Source organism: Bradyrhizobium sp. SZCCHNPS1003, assembly GCF_032381555.1.
Taxonomy (GTDB): domain Bacteria; phylum Pseudomonadota; class Alphaproteobacteria; order Rhizobiales; family Xanthobacteraceae; genus Bradyrhizobium.
On the sequence record NZ_JAUHIU010000007.1, the window covers coordinates 232,620 to 250,572 of the forward strand.

Consider the following 17,953-nt stretch of genomic DNA (forward strand, 5'->3'; position numbering starts at 1 on the left):
AGCAATCCAGGGCCGGGTCTGGACTCTGGATTGCTTCGTCGCGTCGCTCCTCGCGATATCGGTGGAGAGCGCGCCGAGCGCTACAGGAAGCTCTGCGGGTCGACGTCGACCTCGAGCTTGAGATTGCCCTTGGGCTTCTCGGCATGCGCCAGCCAGTGGCGCAGATAATCCGACAGGTCGAAATTGCGTGCCGACTTGAGCAGCAGCCGAAAGCGGTAGCGGCCCTTTATCACCGCGAGCGGCGCCTCGGCTGGGCCGAGCAGCAGCACACCCTCCTCGCGCGGCGCCGACGCGACCAGCCGGCGGGCAAAGCCTTCTGCGGTGGGCCGGTCTCCGGCCGAGATGATCAGGCTCGCGAGCCGCCCGAACGGCGGATAGCCGGTGCGCTCGCGGATGTCGATCTCGCTGGTGTAGAAGGCCTCGCGGTCGCAGGCGACCAGCGCCTTCATGACCGGGTGCTCGGGCTGGTGGGTCTGCAGGTAGCCTCGGCCTCGCCCCTGCTCACGGCCGGCGCGGCCGATCACCTGGTTCAGGAGCTGCCAGGTGCGCTCGGCGGCGCGCGGATCGCCATTGCCGAGGCCGAGATCGGCATCGACCACACCGACGAGATTGAGCCGCGGAAAGTTATGCCCCTTGGCGACGAGCTGGGTGCCGATGATGAGATCGACGCGGCCTTCCGCGATCTCCGTCAGCTCGGCGCGCATGGTCTCGATCGAGGTGATCAGATCGCTCGACAGCACCATGCTGCGCGCCTCCGGAAACAGCACCGCCGCCTCCTCCTGCAACCGCTCCACACCGGGTCCCACCGCGACCAACGATTCCTCGGCCGCGCAGTGCGGACAGGTCGGCGGACGCGGCATCGAGAAGCCGCAATGGTGGCAGACCAGCCGCTGGCGAAAGCGGTGATCGACCAGCCAGGCGTCGCAGATGGTGCAGGCGAAGCGGTGACCGCAGGCGCGGCACAGGGTGAGCGGCGCATAGCCGCGGCGGTTCAGGAACAGCAGCGCCTGCTCGCCGCGCTCGATCGCGGTGCGGATCTCGCCGGCCAGCCGCGGCGAGATATAGCGGCCGCGCGGCGGCGGCTCGCGCCGGAGATCGATGGCCTCGATATGCGGCATGTGCTGGCCGCCGAAGCGCGACGGCAGCGCCACGCGCTGGTAGCGGCCCTTGCGGGCATTGACCTCGGTCTCCACCGAGGGCGTCGCTGACGCCAGCACCACCGGGATCTTGGCGATGTGGCCGCGCACCACGGCCATGTCGCGGGCGTGGTAATGGGCGCCCTCGTCCTGCTTGTAGGCCTGGTCGTGCTCCTCGTCGACGATGATCAGGCCGAGATCGGCATAGGGCAGGAACAGCGCCGAGCGGGCGCCGACGACCACCGGCGCCTCGCCGGCGGCGATCGAAGCCCAGTTGCGCTGACGGTTGCGCGGGGTCAGCTCGGAATGCCATTCCAGCGGGCGGACGCCGAAGCGGCGCGAGAAGCGCTCCAGGAATTGGCCGGTCAGCGCGATCTCCGGCATCAGGATCAGCGACTGCCGGCCGCGGCGGACCGTTTCGGCCACCGCCTCGAAATAGACTTCCGTCTTGCCTGACCCAGTGACGCCGTCGAGCAGCGCAACCTGGAACGTGCCGCTCGCGGCCAGCGCCCGCATCGCCTCGACGCCGGCCTGCTGCGCGTCGAAGAACTCCGGCCGGGCGAAGTCGGGATCGGGCGCCGGCGGCGCCAGCGTCCGCGGCATCGCCTCCACCGTCAAGGTGCCCTCGTCGACCAGGCCGTCGATCACGCCCCCGGACACGCCGACCTCGCGCGCCAGATCCGACTTGCCGTGCAGCAGGCCGTCGGAAACGGCGTCGATGACGCGGCGGCGTGACGGCGTCAGCCGCTTCGGCGGCTCGCCGACCAGCCGGACGCCGAGGCGAACGCGCTCCGGGCCGAGATGCTCGCCCATGCGCAGGGACATCCGCAGCACCATGCCGCGGGGCGACAGCGTATAATTGGCGACCCAGTCGATCAGGGACCGCAGCTCCGGCTTGAGCGGCGGCACATCGAGCTTCTCGCTGACGTCCTTGAGCCGGTTGTGCAGGCGCGGATCGGGATTGGCATTCTCGGCCCACACCACCGCCAGCACCTCGCGCGGGCCCAGCGGCACGCCGACGACATCGCCAGGCTTCAGGTCCATGCCGCGCGGCACACGGTAGGAATAGGTGTGGTCCAGCGCGACCGGAACCAGCACGTCGACCACGCCGGTCGCGCTGGCTGCACCTGGAAAGAGATCGGTCGGGCGGTCCATGAGGCCGGAGATAGCCTTGCTCTGGCTGAAGCGAAAGCCGCCCGGCAAAGTTAGCGAACGATAAAGGACGACAGTGCGATATACATGACTCGACGAGACGAGATCGAGCTGTTCGCGATGGCTGCGACCACGACATCAGCGGCGGAGAAGCCCGAGCAAACCGACCTCCTCGGCGCCGACGAAGGCGTCATCCAGGTCATGATGCAGTGGCTGGCGCATCTGCGCAGCGAGCGCCGGCTGTCGCCGAAGACGGTCGAGGCCTATGCCCGCGACCTGCGGCAATGCCTGCAATTCCTCTGCACCCATTGGGGCGAGCCGGTGACGCTGGCGCGCTTCGCTGCGCTGGAGGCGGCCGATATCCGCGCTTTCATGGCGATGCGCCGCGCCGACGACATCGCCGGACGCTCCCTGATGCGAACCTTGGCGGGCCTGCGCTCGTTCGGCCGCTTCCTCGAGCGCGAGGGCAAGGGCAAGGTCGGCGCACTCTCCGGAATCCGCGCGCCAAAGATCGCCAAGAGCCTGCCCAAGCCGCTGCCGATGGATGCCGCCAAGCGGCTCGCCGATGCCGACGAGCGCGCCGGCGAGACCCGGGAGACCTGGGTGCTGGCGCGCGACGCCGCTGTGATGGCCCTGCTCTACGGCTCCGGCCTGCGCATCTCCGAAGCGCTCGGCCTCAAGCGCCGCGAGGTGCCACGGCCGGGCGAAGGCGACGTGCTGGTCGTGACCGGCAAGGGCAACAAGACCCGCATGGTGCCGGTGCTGCAGAATGTGCTGCAGCTGATCGACGAGTACGCCAAGCTTTGTCCTTATCCGCTGTCTGCGGACGGGCCGATGTTCCTCGGCGCCAAGGGCGGCCCGTTGAGCCCGCGCATCATCCAGCTGACGATGGAGCGGCTGCGCGGCGCGCTCGGCCTGCCCGACAGCGCCACGCCGCACGCGCTGCGCCATTCCTTCGCGACGCATCTGCTGTCGCGCGGCGGCGACCTGCGTGCGATCCAGGAGCTGCTCGGCCACGCCTCGCTGTCGACGACCCAGGTCTATACCGGCATTGATTCGGAGCGCCTGCTGCAGGTGTACGCGTCAGCGCATCCGCGGCGGTGACATCTTTCGTTCATATCGTTTCGCTTGCGCTGTCCCCCCGGTTCCGGCAATCGTCTTGGCTGCTTGATCCGGAGGGGAACAGATGAGCGCACATGAGAGCATGGAGCATGCGGAGCATGCCGAGCATGCGTCCGGCGAAAACAAGAAGATCGCGCTGCTGATCGCCGTCATAGCCCTGTTCCTGGCGCTCTCGGAGACGCTCGGCAAGGGCGCGCAGACCGAATCGATCAGCAAGAACGTCGAGGCCTCGAATCTCTGGGCCTTCTTCCAGGCCAAGACCGTTCGCCGCACCGTGGTGCAGACCGCCGCCGAGCAGGGCAAGCTGAGCTTGCCGGCGCTGCCTGACGAGGCAGCCAAGGCGGCGTTGCAGAAGCAGATCGACGATTGGCAGAAGAATGCCGCGCGCTATCGCTCGGAGCCGGAGACCGGCGAAGGCAGCGAGCAGCTGGCCGAACGCGCCAAGCATGCCGAGCACGAGCGCGACCTCGCCACCGCAAAGTACCACCACTATGAGCTGGCGTCGGCCGCCTTCCAAATCGGCATCGTGCTGGCGTCAGCGACGATCATCACGGGCATGCTCGTGCTGGCCTGGGCGTCCGGAGGGCTCGCGCTGATCGGTATTGCCATGACGTTGCTCGGCCTGTTCCAGCCACATCTCTTGCATCTGCACTGAGGTCAGCGACAGCAACTGGCTTTGCGACGTGGCGACCACCACTACCGCGCCTGCTGCACGCTCCTGCGGAAGCGCATGATCACGCGCAGCACGCGCGATGACCAGCCATCGGCATTGCCGCGGATGATCTCGCGGATGCGCTGCTTGATCGGATCGACCAGCGCCGCGGCTTTCCTGCGCAGCGCGAGCACGGCCTCGTAGAGCCACGCGAACCAGGACATCTGCAGCAGCTTGCTGCGCGTCACATCGAAGATGAAGGCGGTGACGCCGACACCGACGATCTTGCCGAACACGATCGTGGCCAGCGCAAACTTCCACTGCTGGTGCATCAGCAGCCACATGCCGATCAGCTTGAGCGGAAACAGCAGCACGACCGGCACGACGAAGACGATCAGGGTCAGCGCCGGCGACAGCGTCTCAATGCGCCCGGCCAGCCAGTGCTTGAAGCTACGCAGTGGTATCGCGGCGACGATGCGCGCCACGATCGGCTCGAGATGGTCCCACAGCCAGGCTTCGATCAGGAAGATGATCGCAAGCAGAACCCAGAACGGCTGAAGCAGGCGGCGCAGCATCGGACTCCATCTCCGCCAGGCCCCGCGGGTTGAGGCCGCTATGACGATACGACCTCGCGCCTTGCCGTTCGGTTCAGCGTCACCAGCGGGCGTTTTGTCGCACCCACCGAAGACGTCTCCGGGCGTCCATCACATATGGATGGCCCGCTTGCCCACCGCAAGCGCGGCTTCCTTGACGGCCTCCGACCGCGTCGGATGCGCGTGGCAGGTGCGCGCGAGATCCTCGGCAGAGCCACCGAACTCCATCAATACGGCGGCCTCGTGAATGATTTCCCCGGCCTCGCGGCCGATGATATGGGCGCCAAGCACGCGATCCGTCTTCGCATCCGCAAGGATCTTCACGAAGCCGTCAGTGGTCTGATTGACCTTGGAGCGACCGTTCGCGGTAAACGGAAACTTGCCGACGATATAGGCGACGCCCGCCTGCTTCAGCTCGTCCTCGGTCTTGCCGACGGACGCGACTTCCGGCGTCGTGTAAACAACGCCGGGAATGACGTCGTAGTTCACATGGCCGGCCTGTCCGGCGATGATCTCGGCGACCGCAACACCCTCGTCCTCGGCCTTGTGCGCGAGCATGGGCCCGGCGACGACATCGCCGATGGCATAGACGCCCGGCACGCTGGTCGCGAAATGGTGATCGATCTGGACGCGGCCGCGATTGTCGAGCACCACGCCGGCCTCCTGCAGGCCAAGACCGTCGGTGTAGGGCACGCGGCCGATCGCAACCAGCACGACATCGGCTTCGATCTTTTCAACCGCTCCGCCCGCGGCGGGCTCGATGGTCGCCGAGAGCGTAGCCCCGGACGTATCGACGCCGGTGACCTTGGCGCCGAGCTTGAACGCAAAGCCCTGCTTCTCGAGAATGCGCTGAAACTGTTTTGCGATCTCGCCATCCATGCCGGGCAGGATGCGGTCGAGGAATTCGACCACGGTGACCTTGGCGCCGAGGCGGCGCCACACCGAGCCGAGCTCGAGCCCGATCACGCCGGCGCCGACCACCAGCAGCCTCGAAGGCACTTTCTCCAGCGACAGCGCGCCGGTCGACGAGACGATGCGCTTTTCGTCGATCTCGATGCCCTTCAGGCGCGCAATGTCCGAGCCGGTCGCGATCACGATGTTCTTGGTCTCGACGGTCTGCACCGCGCCGTCATTGCCGGTCACCTGCAGCTTGCCGGTGCCGAGGATCTTGCCCTTGCCCACGAGCACGTCGATCTTGTTCTTCTTCATCAGGAACTCGACGCCCTTGACGTTGCCGTCGATGCCCTGCTGCTTGAAGTTCATCATCGCCGGCAGATCGAGCTCGGGCTGCGACACCTTGACGCCCATCTTGGCGAAGGAGTGCCCGGCCTCCTCGAACAGCTCGGAGGCATGCAGCAGCGCCTTCGAGGGCATGCAGCCGACGTTGAGGCAGGTGCCGCCGAGGGTCGCGTTCTTCTCGACCACGGCCACCTTCATGCCGAGCTGCGCCGCGCGGATGGCGCAGACATACCCACCGGGTCCGGTGCCGATGACGACGAGATCGTAAGATGCCATGATCGAATGTTCCGTAAGCTTGCAGTCAAAGATGACGACGGTCGTCAGCGTCCGCCCGACACGTCGAGAATGGCCGAAGTGACATAGGAGGCCTCGTCCGACAGCAGCCAGACGATGGCATTGGCGATTTCCTCCGCGGTGCCAACGCGCTTCATCGGCACCATGGGGGCAAGGCGGTGGGCGCGATCGGGCTCGCCGCCGGAGGCATGGATCTCGGTGTCGATCAGGCCCGGGCGGATCGCCGCGACGCGGATGCCTTCGTTCGCGACCTCGTGACCGAGGCCGACGGTGAAGGAATCGATCGCGCCTTTCGAGGCGGCGTAGTCGACATAGGTGTTGGGCGAGCCGAGCCTGGCCGCGACCGAGGACAAATTGATGATGACGCCGCCCTGACCACCATGCCGCGTCGACATCCGCTTCACGGCCTCACGTGCGCACAGGATGCTGCCGGTGACGTTGACCGCCATCAACCGCTCGATGCGCTCCGCGCTCATCTCGTCGACGCGCGTGGTGGGGCCGACGATGCCAGCGTTGTTGATGAGAGCGCCGAGGGTGCCGAACTTGTCGGCCGCCTTGAACAGAGCGAGGATGTCGTGCTCGCTGCCGACGTCGCATTTGACCGCGATGGCCTTGCCGTTCTTGGCCTCGATCGCGGCCACCGTGCTCTGCGCCGCCGCCTCGTTGGAGGCGTAGCCGACCACGATCTTGAAGCCGCGCGATGCGGCCGCAATGGCGGTGGCGCGGCCGATGCCGCGGCTACCGCCGGTGATTACTGCAACCCTGTCGGTCATGAGGAGCCCCGCTGAGTGCGCCAAGTGGACTGCTTGCGCGGGCCACTTGGCCGATTCCTACTGTGACTTGGCTTCAAGTTCTGCAAGGCGATCGAGAACAGCCTTGTCGGTCAGACTCACTAGATAAAGCAGGATGAAGGGCGTCACGAAGGGTATGAGGCTCAAAGCGGCGAAGCCGAGACCCCTGCCCTTTCTCCGAGCGATCGGAATGGTGAAAACAAAGAAGATCACCGTCGTAAGGAGAAACGGCATCAACGACAGCACCAGTGACGGCTCCTCCATCGTCGCCTCCGCTCAGAGATCCAGCACAAGCCGCGCCGGATCTTCCAGGCTCTCCTTGACGCGCACCAGGAAGGTCACCGCCTCCTTGCCGTCGATGACGCGGTGATCGTAGGACAGCGCGAGATACATCATCGGGCGGACCTCGATCTTGCCGGCAACCACGACGGGGCGCTCCTGGATCTTGTGCATGCCGAGGATGCCGGACTGCGGCGCGTTCAGGATCGGGGTCGACATCAGCGAGCCGTAGATGCCGCCATTGGTGATCGTGAAGGTGCCGCCCTGCATCTCGTCGATCTTGAGCTGGCCGTCACGGGCGCGGCGGCCGAAATCGGCGATGCCCTTCTCGATGTCGGCGATCGACTTGTGGTCACAGTCGCGCACGACCGGCACGACCAGGCCCTTGTCGGTGCCGACGGCGACGCCGATGTGATAGTAGTTCTTGTAGATCAGGTCCGAGCCGTCGATCTCGGCGTTGACCGCCGGAATGTCCTTCAGCGCCTGCACCACCGCCTTGGTGAAGAAGCCCATGAAGCCGAGCTTCGAGCCGTGCTTCTTCTCGAACACGTCCTTGTACTGGCTGCGAAGCGCCATCACGTTGGTCATGTCGACCTCGTTGAAGGTCGTGAGCATGGCCGCGGTGTTCTGGACGTCCTTGAGGCGGCGCGCGATGGTCTGGCGCAGCCGGGTCATCTTCACGCGCTCCTCGCGCGCCGCATCGTCAGCGGGCGACGGCGCACGCACCTGCACGGCGGCGGCCGGCTGATTGACCGGAGTCGGCGCCGATGCGGCGCGCTCGATCGCGGCCAGCATGTCGCCCTTGGTGACGCGGCCGTCCTTGCCCGAGCCGGGCACGGTGGTGGCATCGACGCCGCTCTCGGCCGAGAGCTTGCGCACCGACGGGGCTTGCGGCGTATCGGCGGGCAGCGCCTTGGCCGGCGCAGGTGCCGCAGCCGGCGGCGCGGAGGCAGCGGGCTTTGCCGAAGCCGGAGCAGCAGCGGCCGGCTTGGCAGCCGCGGCGCCATCGGTGATCTGGCCGAGCAGCGCGCCGACGGCGACCGTCTCACCATCCTTGGCGATGATCTCGCCCAAGGTGCCGGCCGACGGCGCGGGCACCTCGATCGTGACCTTGTCGGTCTCGAGCTCGACGAGGGGCTCGTCGACGGCAACCGCGTCGCCAGCCTTCTTGAACCAGCGGCCGATGGTGGCTTCGGTGACGGATTCACCCAGCGTCGGAACGCGAATTTCAGTCATGGTCTTTTATCCTCAATAACCCGTGCGGCCATAAAGTCCGTCCGCCATCGCCTTGCGGCGAGCAAGCGATGCGGGACGGACGATCAACGCGATGTACTTGCGCCCCGCATGGCTTGCGGGGCGCCTCTATAGGCAGGTTCAGTTCAGGGCTTCGTCGAGCAGCGCCTTCAGTTGCGCAAGATGCTTCGACATCAGGCCCGTGGCGGTGGCCGCCGACGCGGCGCGGCCGGCATAGCGCGGACGCTTGCTCTTGCCGCCGGTCTGGTTCAGCACCCATTCGATGTAGGGCTCGATGAAGTGCCAGGCGCCCATGTTGCGGGGCTCTTCCTGACACCACACCACTTCGGCGTTCTTGAAGCGGCTGAGCTCGGCGACCAGCGCCTTGAGCGGCACCGGGTAAAGCTGCTCGACGCGCATCAGATAGACGTCGTTGAGCCCGCGCTTCTCGCGCTCGTCGTACAGGTCGTAATAGACCTTGCCCGAGCACAGCACGATGCGGCGGATCTGATCGTCCGGCACCAGCTTGGTCTTGTCGTCCGCCTGCATCTGGGCGTCATCGTACAGGATGCGGTGGAAGGTCGTTCCCTTGGCCAGCTCCTCGAGCCGCGACACCGCGCGCTTGTGGCGCAGCAGCGACTTCGGCGTCATCACGATCAGCGGCTTGCGGATCTCGCGATGCAGCTGCCGACGCATGACATGGAAGTAGTTCGCCGGCGTGGTCGGATAGACCACCTGCATGTTGTCCTCGGCGCACATCTGCAGATAGCGCTCGAGGCGGGCGGACGAATGTTCGGGGCCCTGGCCCTCATAGCCATGCGGCAGCAGGCAGACGAGGCCGGACATGCGCAGCCATTTGCGCTCACCCGACGAGATGAACTGGTCGAACAGCACCTGGGCGCCGTTGGCGAAATCGCCGAACTGCGCCTCCCACAGCGTCAGCGCAGTGGGCTCGGCAAGCGAGTAGCCGTATTCGAAGCCGAGCACGGCTTCTTCCGAGAGCAGCGAGTTGATGACCTCGAAATGGCCCTGCTCCGGCGCCAGATGGTTGAACGGCGTGTAGCGGCTCTCGTCCTCCTGGTCGATCAAGACCGAGTGACGTTGCGAGAAGGTGCCGCGTTCGCTGTCCTGGCCGGACAGACGAACCTTGTGGCCTTCCAGGAGCAGCGAGCAGAACGCCAGCGCCTCGCCGGTCGCCCAGTCGATCCCGATGCCGCTGTCGATCGCCTTGGCGCGGTTCTCGAGGAAGCGCTGGATCGTGCGGTGCAGGCGGAAGCCGTCCGGCACCTTGGTGATCTTGCGGCCGATCTCCTTGAGACGGTCGAGCTCGACGCCGGTCACGCCGCGGCGCGCTTCTTCTTCCTGGTCGGCAGACTTGAACCCTGCCCACTTGCCGTCGAGCCAGTCGGCCTTGTTGGGACGATAGGAGGTGCCGGCCTCGAACTCGGCGTCGAGACGGGCGCGCCAGTCGGCCTTGGCCTTATCGACCTCGCCCTCGGTCATGACGCCTTCGGCGACCAGGCGCTTGGAGTAGATCTCCAGGGTCGACGGATGACCGGCGATCTTCTTGTACATCACCGGCTGGGTGAAAGCCGGCTCGTCACCCTCGTTGTGGCCATGCCTGCGGTAGCAGAACATGTCGATGACGACCGGCTTGTGGAACTTCTGCCGGAACTCGGTGGCGACCTTGGCCGCGAACACCACCGCCTCCGGATCGTCGCCGTTCACATGGAAGATCGGCGCGTCGATCATCTTGGCGACGTCGGACGGATAGGGCGACGAGCGCGAATAGCGCGGATAGGTCGTGAAGCCGATCTGGTTGTTGACGATGAAATGAATCGAGCCACCGGTCCGGTAGCCCTTCAGATCCGACAGCGCGAAGCACTCCGCCACCACGCCCTGGCCGGCGAACGCCGCGTCGCCATGCATCAGCAGCGGCAGCACCGAGATGCGCATGTCCGGCGGATCGCCGTGCTGATCCTGCTTGGCGCGGACCTTGCCGAGCACCACGGGGTCGACGATCTCGAGATGCGACGGGTTGGCAGTCAGCGACAGATGGATCCGGTTGCCGTCGAACTCGCGGTCCGAGGAGGCGCCGAGGTGATACTTGACGTCGCCCGAGCCTTCGACCGCGTCGGGATTGGCCGAGCCGCCCTTGAATTCGTGGAACAACGCCCGGTGCGCCTTGCCCATGACCTGGGTCAGCACGTTCAGGCGGCCGCGATGCGGCATGCCGAGCACGATCTCCTTCACGCCGAGATTGCCGCCGCGCTTGATGATCTGCTCCAGCGCCGGGATCAGCGACTCGCCGCCGTCGAGACCGAAGCGCTTGGTGCCGGTGAACTTGACGTCGCAGAACTTCTCGAAGCCTTCGGATTCGATCAGCTTCTGAAGGATGGCGCGACGGCCCTCGCGGGTGAACGAGATCTCCTTGTCCGGCCCCTCGATGCGCTCCTGGATCCAGGCCTTCTGCGCCGCATTCGTGATGTGCATGAACTCGACGCCGAGCGTCTGGCAATAGGTGCGCTCGCAGATCGCGACGATCTCGCGCAGGGAGCCGTATTCGAGGCCCAGCACGTGATCGAGGAAGATTTTGCGGTCGAAATCGGCCTCGGTGAAGCCGTAGGAGCGCGGGTCGAGCTCTTCGCGGTTGCGCGGCGCCTCGATGCCGAGCGGATCGAGCTTGGCGTGGAAGTGGCCGCGCATGCGGTAGGCGCGGATCAGCATCAACGCACGGACGGAGTCGCGGGTGGCCTGGTTGACGTCGGCCAGCGACAGTTCGACGCCCTTGGTCTGCGCCTTCTGCGCAATCTTCTCGCCGACCTTCTTCTCGACCACCGCCCAGTTGCCGTCGAGCGCCGAGGTCAGCTCGTCGCGCGGGGCCACCGGCCAGTTGCTGCGCGCCCAGGAGGGACCCGACGCATTCTTCTGCACGTCGGTCGGCGCATCCTTCAGGCTCTTGAAGAATTCCTGCCACTCGGGATCGACCGAGGCGGGATCCTTCTCGTAGCGGGCGTAGATCTCATCGATGTAGGTGGCATTGGTGCCCTGCAGAAAAGACGACAGGGCGAAGGCGGCGTTCGCGTCTTGGCGAGACATGGTGGCGTCCTGGTAATTTCGATGCGCCCAATCAAAACGGCGCAATGCCTGACCCGCTGACAAAGCGGATCAGGCTCCGGTTAGGACCGTCTACCTTATTTATTGTAAATATTCGCGCCGAAAAGCACTAAGTCCTGAATCAGGATTTCAACTTTTCGACAAGCGTCTTGCCGAGCCGTGCGGGCGACGGAGACACTGTAATACCAGCAGCTTCCATCGCGGCCGTCTTCGAGCCGGCATCGCCCTTGCCGCCCGAGATGATCGCGCCGGCATGACCCATGCGACGGCCGGGAGGGGCGGTGACACCGGCAATGAATCCCACCATCGGTTTCTTGCGGCCGCGCTTGGCTTCGTCCTTGATGAACTGCGCCGCGTCCTCCTCGGCCGAGCCGCCGATCTCACCGATCATGATGATCGAGGTCGTCTTCGGGTCAGCCAGGAACATCTCCAGCATGTCGATGAACTCGGTGCCCTTGACCGGGTCGCCGCCGATGCCGACCGCGGTGGTCTGGCCGAGACCTTCCGACGTGGTCTGGAACACCGCCTCGTAGGTCAGCGTGCCCGAACGCGATACGATGCCGACCGAACCCGGCTTGAAGATGTTGGCCGGCATGATGCCGATCTTGCACTCGCCGGCGGTCATGACGCCCGGGCAGTTCGGTCCGATCAGGCGCGACTTGGAACCCTGCAGCGAGCGCTTCACCCGGACCATGTCGAGCACCGGGATGCCTTCGGTGATGCAGACGATCAGCGGGACCTCGGCGTCGATGGCTTCGCAGATCGCATCTGCTGCGCCGGGCGGCGGCACGTAGATCACCGAGGCGTCGGCGCCGGTGGCCTCGCGGGCCTCCTTGACGGTGTCGAACACCGGCAGGCCGAGATGGGTCGAGCCGCCTTTGCCCGGCGAGGTACCGCCGACCATCTTGGTGCCGTAGGCGATCGCCGCCTCGGAGTGGAAGGTGCCGTTCTTGCCAGTGAAGCCCTGGCAGATGACCTTGGTGTTCTTGTCGATGAGGATGGACATCGTGCTTTCTCTAAAAGCGTTGCGGTGAGGACGAAGCGAGCGCCAGAAGCGGCGCTCAGCCTCCCTTGACGGCCTTGACGATCTTCTGCGCGGCGTCGTCGAGATTGTCGGCGGGCAGCACGTTCAGACCGGACTCGCTGATGATCTTCTTGCCGAGATCGACATTGGTGCCTTCGAGGCGCACCACCAGCGGCACCTTCAGACCCACTTCCTTGACCGCGGCCACCACGCCTTCGGCGATGACATCGCACTTCATGATGCCGCCGAAGATGTTGACCAGGATGCCCTTCACGTTCGGGTCGGCGGTGATGATCTTGAACGCCGCCGCGACCTTCTCCTTGCTGGCGCCGCCGCCGACGTCGAGGAAGTTGGCGGGCTCCATGCCGTAGAGCTTGATGATGTCCATCGTCGCCATGGCAAGGCCGGCGCCGTTGACCATGCAGCCGATGGTGCCGTCGAGCGCGACGTAGTTGAGGTCGTACTTCGAGGCCTCGATCTCCTTGGCGTCCTCCTCGGTCTCGTCGCGCAGCGCGACGACCTCGGGATGCTTGAACAGCGCGTTGGAGTCGAACGACACCTTGGCATCGAGCACGCGGAGCTGGCCCTGCTTGGTGACGACCAGCGGGTTGATCTCGAGCATCGCCATGTCCTTGGCGACGAACGCATTGTAGAGCTGGGTGGTGAGCTTCTCGGCCTGCTTGGCGAGATCGCCGGAGAGCTTCAGCGCCTTGGCGACGGCACGGCCGTGATGCGGCATGACGCCGGTGGCCGGGTCGACCGAGAAGGTGATGATCTTCTCAGGCGTGCTGTGCGCCACGTCCTCGATGTTCACGCCGCCTTCGGTCGACACGACGAAGGCGACCTTCGAGGTCTCGCGGTCGACCAGCAGTGACAGATAGAACTCCTTGTCGATATCCGAGCCGTCCTCGATGTAGAGGCGGTTGACCTGCTTGCCGTCGGGGCCGGTCTGCACCGTCACCAGCGTCGCGCCCAGCATCTGCTTGGCGAAAGTGTTGACCTCGTCGATCGACTTGGCGAGGCGGACGCCGCCCTTGTCGCCGGCCGAGGCCTCCTTGAACTTGCCCTTGCCACGGCCACCGGCGTGGATCTGGCTCTTCACGACCCAGACCGGGCCGCCGAGCGTCTTCGCCGCCGCATCCGCGTCCTCCGGACGGAGAACTGGCACGCCCTTGGAAATCGGCACGCCGAACTCGTGCAGCAGTGCCTTGGCCTGATATTCGTGAATGTTCATAAGCGCTTGCTCCCCGAACCCGCGATGGGGTGACGACCAGAATTGTTGTTAGGATGTCTGGTATACCATATACCAAACATCCTGCAACTCGATGTGGGCGAGATTACGCCCCGTGAATGACCCCTGATCAGCGGCCGAGCAGGTCGGGCGCGATCTTCTTGCAGGCGTCGACGAGGCCCTGCACGGCGGCGACCGACTTGTCGAACGCCTCGCGGTCCTTGCCCGCGAGCTCGATCTCGACGATGCGCTCGACACCCTTGGAGCCGATCACGACGGGCACGCCGACATACATGTCCTTGACGCCGAACTCGCCGTTGAGATGCGCGGCGCAGGGCAGCACGCGCTTCTTGTCGCGCAGGTAGCTCTCGGCCATCGCGATCGCCGACGCCGCCGGCGCGTAATAGGCCGAGCCGGTCTTCAGCAGGTTGACGATCTCGGCGCCGCCGTTGCGGGTGCGGTCGACGATCTCGTCGATGCGGGCCTGCGACGTCCAGCCCATCTTGACCAGGTCGGGCAGCGGAATGCCGGCAACGGTCGAGTACTTGGTCAGCGGCACCATGGTGTCGCCATGACCGCCGAGCACGAAGGCGGTGACGTCCTCGACCGAGACGTTGAACTCATCGGCCAGGAAGTAGCGGAAACGCGCCGAGTCGAGCACGCCGGCCATGCCGACGACCTTCTTGGCCGGGAGACCGGAGGCCTTCTGCAGCGCCCAGACCATCGCGTCGAGCGGGTTGGTGATGCAGATGACGAAGGCGTCCGGGGCGTACTTCTTGATGCCGGCGCCGACCTGCTCCATCACCTTGAGGTTGATCGACAGCAGATCGTCGCGGCTCATGCCGGGCTTGCGCGGCACGCCGGCGGTAACGATACACACCTTGGCGTTGTCGAGCGCCTCATAGGAGTTGGCGCCGGTGTAGTGCGCGTCGAAGCCGTCGACCGGCGACGACTGGGCGATGTCGAGCGCCTTGCCCTGCGGGACGCCTTCGGCAATGTCGAACATCACGACGTCGCCGAGCTCCTTGAGGCCAACGAGGTGAGCCAGCGTTCCGCCGATCTGACCGGAGCCAATCAAAGCAATCTTGTCGCGCGCCATGGCAAATTTTCCTTTGAACCCGAAGGAGTGAGGGAGGTTGAAAAGTCGAGTGGTGGTTATCCCTTTCGCCCGGGCCGTTCAAGTCACGCTATGGCCAATTGGCGGGCGTGCCTTGATTTCGATCAGGACCGGGCGACGGGCGCTGATGATCCTTTCAGCATGATTGACGTGGCCTTTTCGCGGCTGTGTGCCCGGCGGCAGGCGCTCGCCAAAGCTCCGGTGGTTGTCAGGTTTCGACCAACCCCGTGGAAGTCCCAGATGCCGCCGAGTCCTTCCGCCCGTGCGGCAGGGCCAGATAGGAGTCCGAGCCCATCTCGATCAGGCGCGAGGTGGTCCGCTTGAACTCCATGGCCTCCACGCCCTCGGTCGCGATGTAGAGCGAAACCGGGTCAGCCTCGGCGGAGGCGATCAGCTTCACGGCGTTGTCGTAGAGCGTATCGATCAGGGTGATGAAGCGCTTGGCGGCATTGCGCTCGGCCAGATCCATGACCGGAACATGATCGATCAGGATCGTATGATAGTCGTGCGCGAGCCGCAGATAGTCCGAGGCTGCCAGCGGCTTTCCGCACAGATCGGCAAAGCCGAAGCGGGCGACGCCGTTGGCGGAGCACGGGACATGCAGGATGCGCCCCTTGATCGTCATGTCGCGCGGCTTGCACTTGGCATGCCCCGTGAGCCGCGCCCAGGCCTTGTCGAGCGCCGCCCGCGCGTCGACATCGGCCGGCACCAGCCACATCTTCACGCCGGCCAGCTTCTCCAGCCGGAAATCGGTGCGCGCGTCCAGCCGCATCACGTCCATGTGGTCGGCGATCTGCTTGATGAAAGGCAGGAACAGCGAGCGGTTGAGGCCGCCTTTGTAGAGGTCTTCAGGCGCGACGTTGGAGGTCGCCACCACCACCGTGCCGAGCTCGAACAGCCTGGCGAACAGACGGCCCAGGATCATCGCGTCGGCGATGTCGGTGACATGGAATTCGTCGAAACAGAGCAGCCAGGCCTGGTCGAAGATCGCCTGCGCCGTGAGCCCGATCACATCGGCATCGGCGAGCTCGCCGCGCGCGATGTTCTGGCGGTAGCCGTAGATGCGCTCATGCACCTCGGCCATGAATTCGTGGAAATGCGCGCGGCGCTTGAGCTCAACCGGACAGTTCTGGAAGAACAGGTCCATCAGCATGGTCTTGCCGCGGCCGACCTCGCCATGGACATAGAGGCCATTCGGCGGCTCGCTCTTGTCGGCAAAAAGGCGACCGAACAAGCCCTGCTTGCGCGAGGGCTTGTAGGTGGAGAGCCGGCGCTCCAGCGCCGCCAGCGCGTCGGCGACCTCGGCCTGGGCGGGGTCGGGCTCGATCGCACCAGTATCGACCAAAGACTGATATTGCGCGCGGAACGCGTCTGAGGGAGTGGACAGCATGAGTCCACTCTAGGTCACGAGACTTACGTAAAATGCAATCCGCAAATGGTGGAAGCCGCCATGCGTCGGAGCCGTGATGTCTTGGTATATGGCACGCAAACGCCGCCGTGATCGTTAGCCCGGGGCTAACGACGCTCGTCTTCGCTCTTGGCCTCTGCGAACGGCTGGCTTGAACGACCGCGCTGCAGACCTCATCCCGGGGAGAGATCGTAGGCGTCCTCGACCACATAGGGCCCGCCGCCGGTCGAGGCACGCGACGAAAACAGCACGAAGCGCTCGGCCATGAACACGCGGCTCGGGAAATAGCCGCGGACGGAGAGATAGTCGGCGACGTCCTGGCTCGATGCATCGTGCAGCCGCGCCAGCGTGACGTGCGGCACGAATTTGCGTCCCTCGGGATCGAGCCCGATCCGCTGCATGAGCCGCTCCAGCTCGGCCTGCAGCTCGATCAGCGGCCGGCTCGGCGCGATGTTGGCAACGACGGCACGCGGCTTGCGGCCGCCGAAGCTGGAGAGACCTTGCACCGTCACTTCGAACGGCTTGCGGTTCACCCGCCACAGCATCGAGGCGATCTCGTTGGCGGAGGCGCCGTCGATGTCACCGATGAAACGCAACGTCACATGGTAATTTTCGGGATCGATCCAGCGGGCGCCGGGGAGGCCACCCCGCAAACCGGAAAGCGTGTGGCCAACCTCGGCCGGGATTTCCAGTCCAGTAAACAGACGCGGCATCGTTTCAGGACTCCCGATGCTGGAGGCTGATCTCGAAAATTGACGAGATCATGCCTTCGAGAAATGATCGACGACGAATCGCCAATGCATAATTCCTACCGAACTTATATGACTCCGCGACGGAAGGTGGGTTAACGCCGGTAAAAGCTGCGGAAAACCCGGCCCTTAAGGCTATCGCAAATTGTCGGCGCAGGGCTTCGTTCCGTTATTGCCCACGAAGCGGACGCAGGAATGCTTCCGCCGTAGGCAACAGCCTGGACACGATGATGTCGACGCCCGCTGCGGTGGGGTGAATGCCGTCCGCCTGGTTCAGCTTGGGGTCGGCGGCGACACCGTCGAGCAAGAACGGATACAGCGGCACGCCGAATTCCTTGGCGAGCTCGGGATAGATCGCGTTGAATTTCGCGGCATAGTCGCTGCCGTAGTTCGGCGGCGCCAGCATGCCGCAGAGCATGACGGCGATGCCCCTGGCTTTCAGCCGGGTCACGATCTCGCTCAAAGCCTTGCGCGTCACGGCGGGATCGATGCCGCGCAGCGCGTCATTGGCGCCGAGTTCGACGACGACCGCTTCGGTCCCCTCCGGCACCGACCAGTCGAGCCGGTCGCGGCCGCCGGACGAGGTGTCCCCGGATACGCCGGCGTTGGTGAGGTCGATCGGCAGCCCCTGGGCCTGCAAGGCCTTCTGCAGCTTGGCTGGAAACGCATCTGAAGCGGACAGGCCGAGTCCCGCGCTCAAGGAATCGCCGAGAACGACCAGCTTGATCGGCTTGACGGCCTCGGCAGCGGCGAACGCGGACCCGACTGTCATCAAGGCGAGCATCAACACGAGTATGTGCACGAAGATGTGTCCGC

15 protein-coding genes are annotated in these 17,953 nt (G+C 65.3%); 2 read left to right on the top strand and 13 right to left on the bottom strand.

From position 1 onward, the window contains the following. Positions 1–80: 80 nt before the first annotated feature. Positions 81–2,291 (bottom strand): primosomal protein N', encoded by a 2,211-nt coding sequence (locus QX126_RS13725; protein WP_315781632.1) that lies wholly within the window; start codon positions 2,289–2,291, stop codon positions 81–83. Positions 2,292–2,408: 117 nt separating this feature from the next. Here QX126_RS13725 and QX126_RS13730 point away from each other — a divergent pair, with 117 nt between their 5' ends. Both QX126_RS13730 and QX126_RS13735 read left to right on the top strand, forming a co-directional pair. Beyond that, positions 2,409–3,392 carry a tyrosine recombinase XerC gene (locus tag QX126_RS13730; RefSeq protein ID WP_315781751.1) on the top strand — a complete coding sequence of 328 codons (984 nt, stop codon included), beginning with the start codon at positions 2,409–2,411 and terminating at the stop codon, positions 3,390–3,392. Positions 3,393–3,474: 82 nt separating this feature from the next. Next, positions 3,475–4,065 (top strand): DUF4337 domain-containing protein, encoded by a 591-nt coding sequence (locus QX126_RS13735; protein ID WP_315740715.1) that lies wholly within the window; start codon positions 3,475–3,477, stop codon positions 4,063–4,065. 41 nt (positions 4,066–4,106) lie between these two features. Here the strand turns inward: QX126_RS13735 and QX126_RS13740 are convergent, their stop codons facing one another. The 12 genes from QX126_RS13740 to QX126_RS13795 all read right to left on the bottom strand — a co-directional run bounded on the left by QX126_RS13740 (position 4,107) and on the right by QX126_RS13795 (position 17,939). Beyond that, positions 4,107–4,637 carry a hypothetical protein gene (locus QX126_RS13740; protein WP_315740714.1) on the bottom strand — a complete coding sequence of 177 codons (531 nt, stop codon included), beginning with the start codon at positions 4,635–4,637 and terminating at the stop codon, positions 4,107–4,109. Positions 4,638–4,766: 129 nt separating this feature from the next. Beyond that, positions 4,767–6,170 carry a dihydrolipoyl dehydrogenase gene (gene lpdA, locus QX126_RS13745; RefSeq protein ID WP_315781635.1) on the bottom strand — a complete coding sequence of 468 codons (1,404 nt, stop codon included), beginning with the start codon at positions 6,168–6,170 and terminating at the stop codon, positions 4,767–4,769. A 44-nt stretch (positions 6,171–6,214) separates the two neighbouring features. Beyond that, positions 6,215–6,961: an SDR family oxidoreductase gene (locus tag QX126_RS13750; protein WP_315781637.1), complete on the bottom strand. Its 747-nt coding sequence runs from the start codon at positions 6,959–6,961 to the stop codon at positions 6,215–6,217. A gap of 57 nt (positions 6,962–7,018) precedes the next feature. Further along, positions 7,019–7,243, bottom strand: a complete 225-nt coding sequence (locus QX126_RS13755) for a hypothetical protein (protein ID WP_315740711.1) — start codon at positions 7,241–7,243, stop codon at positions 7,019–7,021. Positions 7,244–7,255: 12 nt separating this feature from the next. Further along, positions 7,256–8,494: a 2-oxoglutarate dehydrogenase complex dihydrolipoyllysine-residue succinyltransferase gene (gene odhB / locus QX126_RS13760; RefSeq protein WP_315781640.1), complete on the bottom strand. Its 1,239-nt coding sequence runs from the start codon at positions 8,492–8,494 to the stop codon at positions 7,256–7,258. Between the two features lie 138 nt (positions 8,495–8,632). Beyond that, on the bottom strand, positions 8,633–11,590 hold the full coding sequence (locus tag QX126_RS13765; RefSeq protein ID WP_315770551.1) for a 2-oxoglutarate dehydrogenase E1 component: 2,958 nt from the start codon (positions 11,588–11,590) through the stop codon (positions 8,633–8,635). 139 nt (positions 11,591–11,729) lie between these two features. Continuing rightward, entirely contained in the window at positions 11,730–12,614 is an 885-nt protein-coding gene (sucD, locus tag QX126_RS13770; protein ID WP_172184319.1) for a succinate--CoA ligase subunit alpha, read from the bottom strand. A gap of 55 nt (positions 12,615–12,669) precedes the next feature. Further along, entirely contained in the window at positions 12,670–13,866 is a 1,197-nt protein-coding gene (gene sucC, locus QX126_RS13775) for an ADP-forming succinate--CoA ligase subunit beta (RefSeq protein ID WP_315781645.1), read from the bottom strand. Between the two features lie 127 nt (positions 13,867–13,993). Next, complete coding sequence (gene mdh / locus QX126_RS13780; RefSeq protein ID WP_009031546.1) at positions 13,994–14,962, bottom strand: malate dehydrogenase; 969 nt, start codon at positions 14,960–14,962, stop codon at positions 13,994–13,996. Positions 14,963–15,188: 226 nt separating this feature from the next. Then, a complete protein-coding gene (gene zapE / locus QX126_RS13785) occupies positions 15,189–16,370 on the bottom strand; it encodes a cell division protein ZapE (protein ID WP_315757141.1) in 1,182 nt (393 codons plus the stop codon). Positions 16,371–16,561: 191 nt separating this feature from the next. Then, positions 16,562–17,101 (bottom strand): RNA 2',3'-cyclic phosphodiesterase, encoded by a 540-nt coding sequence (gene thpR, locus QX126_RS13790; protein WP_315740705.1) that lies wholly within the window; start codon positions 17,099–17,101, stop codon positions 16,562–16,564. Between the two features lie 205 nt (positions 17,102–17,306). Continuing rightward, positions 17,307–17,939, bottom strand: a complete 633-nt coding sequence (locus QX126_RS13795) for an arylesterase (protein WP_315781752.1) — start codon at positions 17,937–17,939, stop codon at positions 17,307–17,309. Positions 17,940–17,953 lie beyond the last annotated feature (14 nt).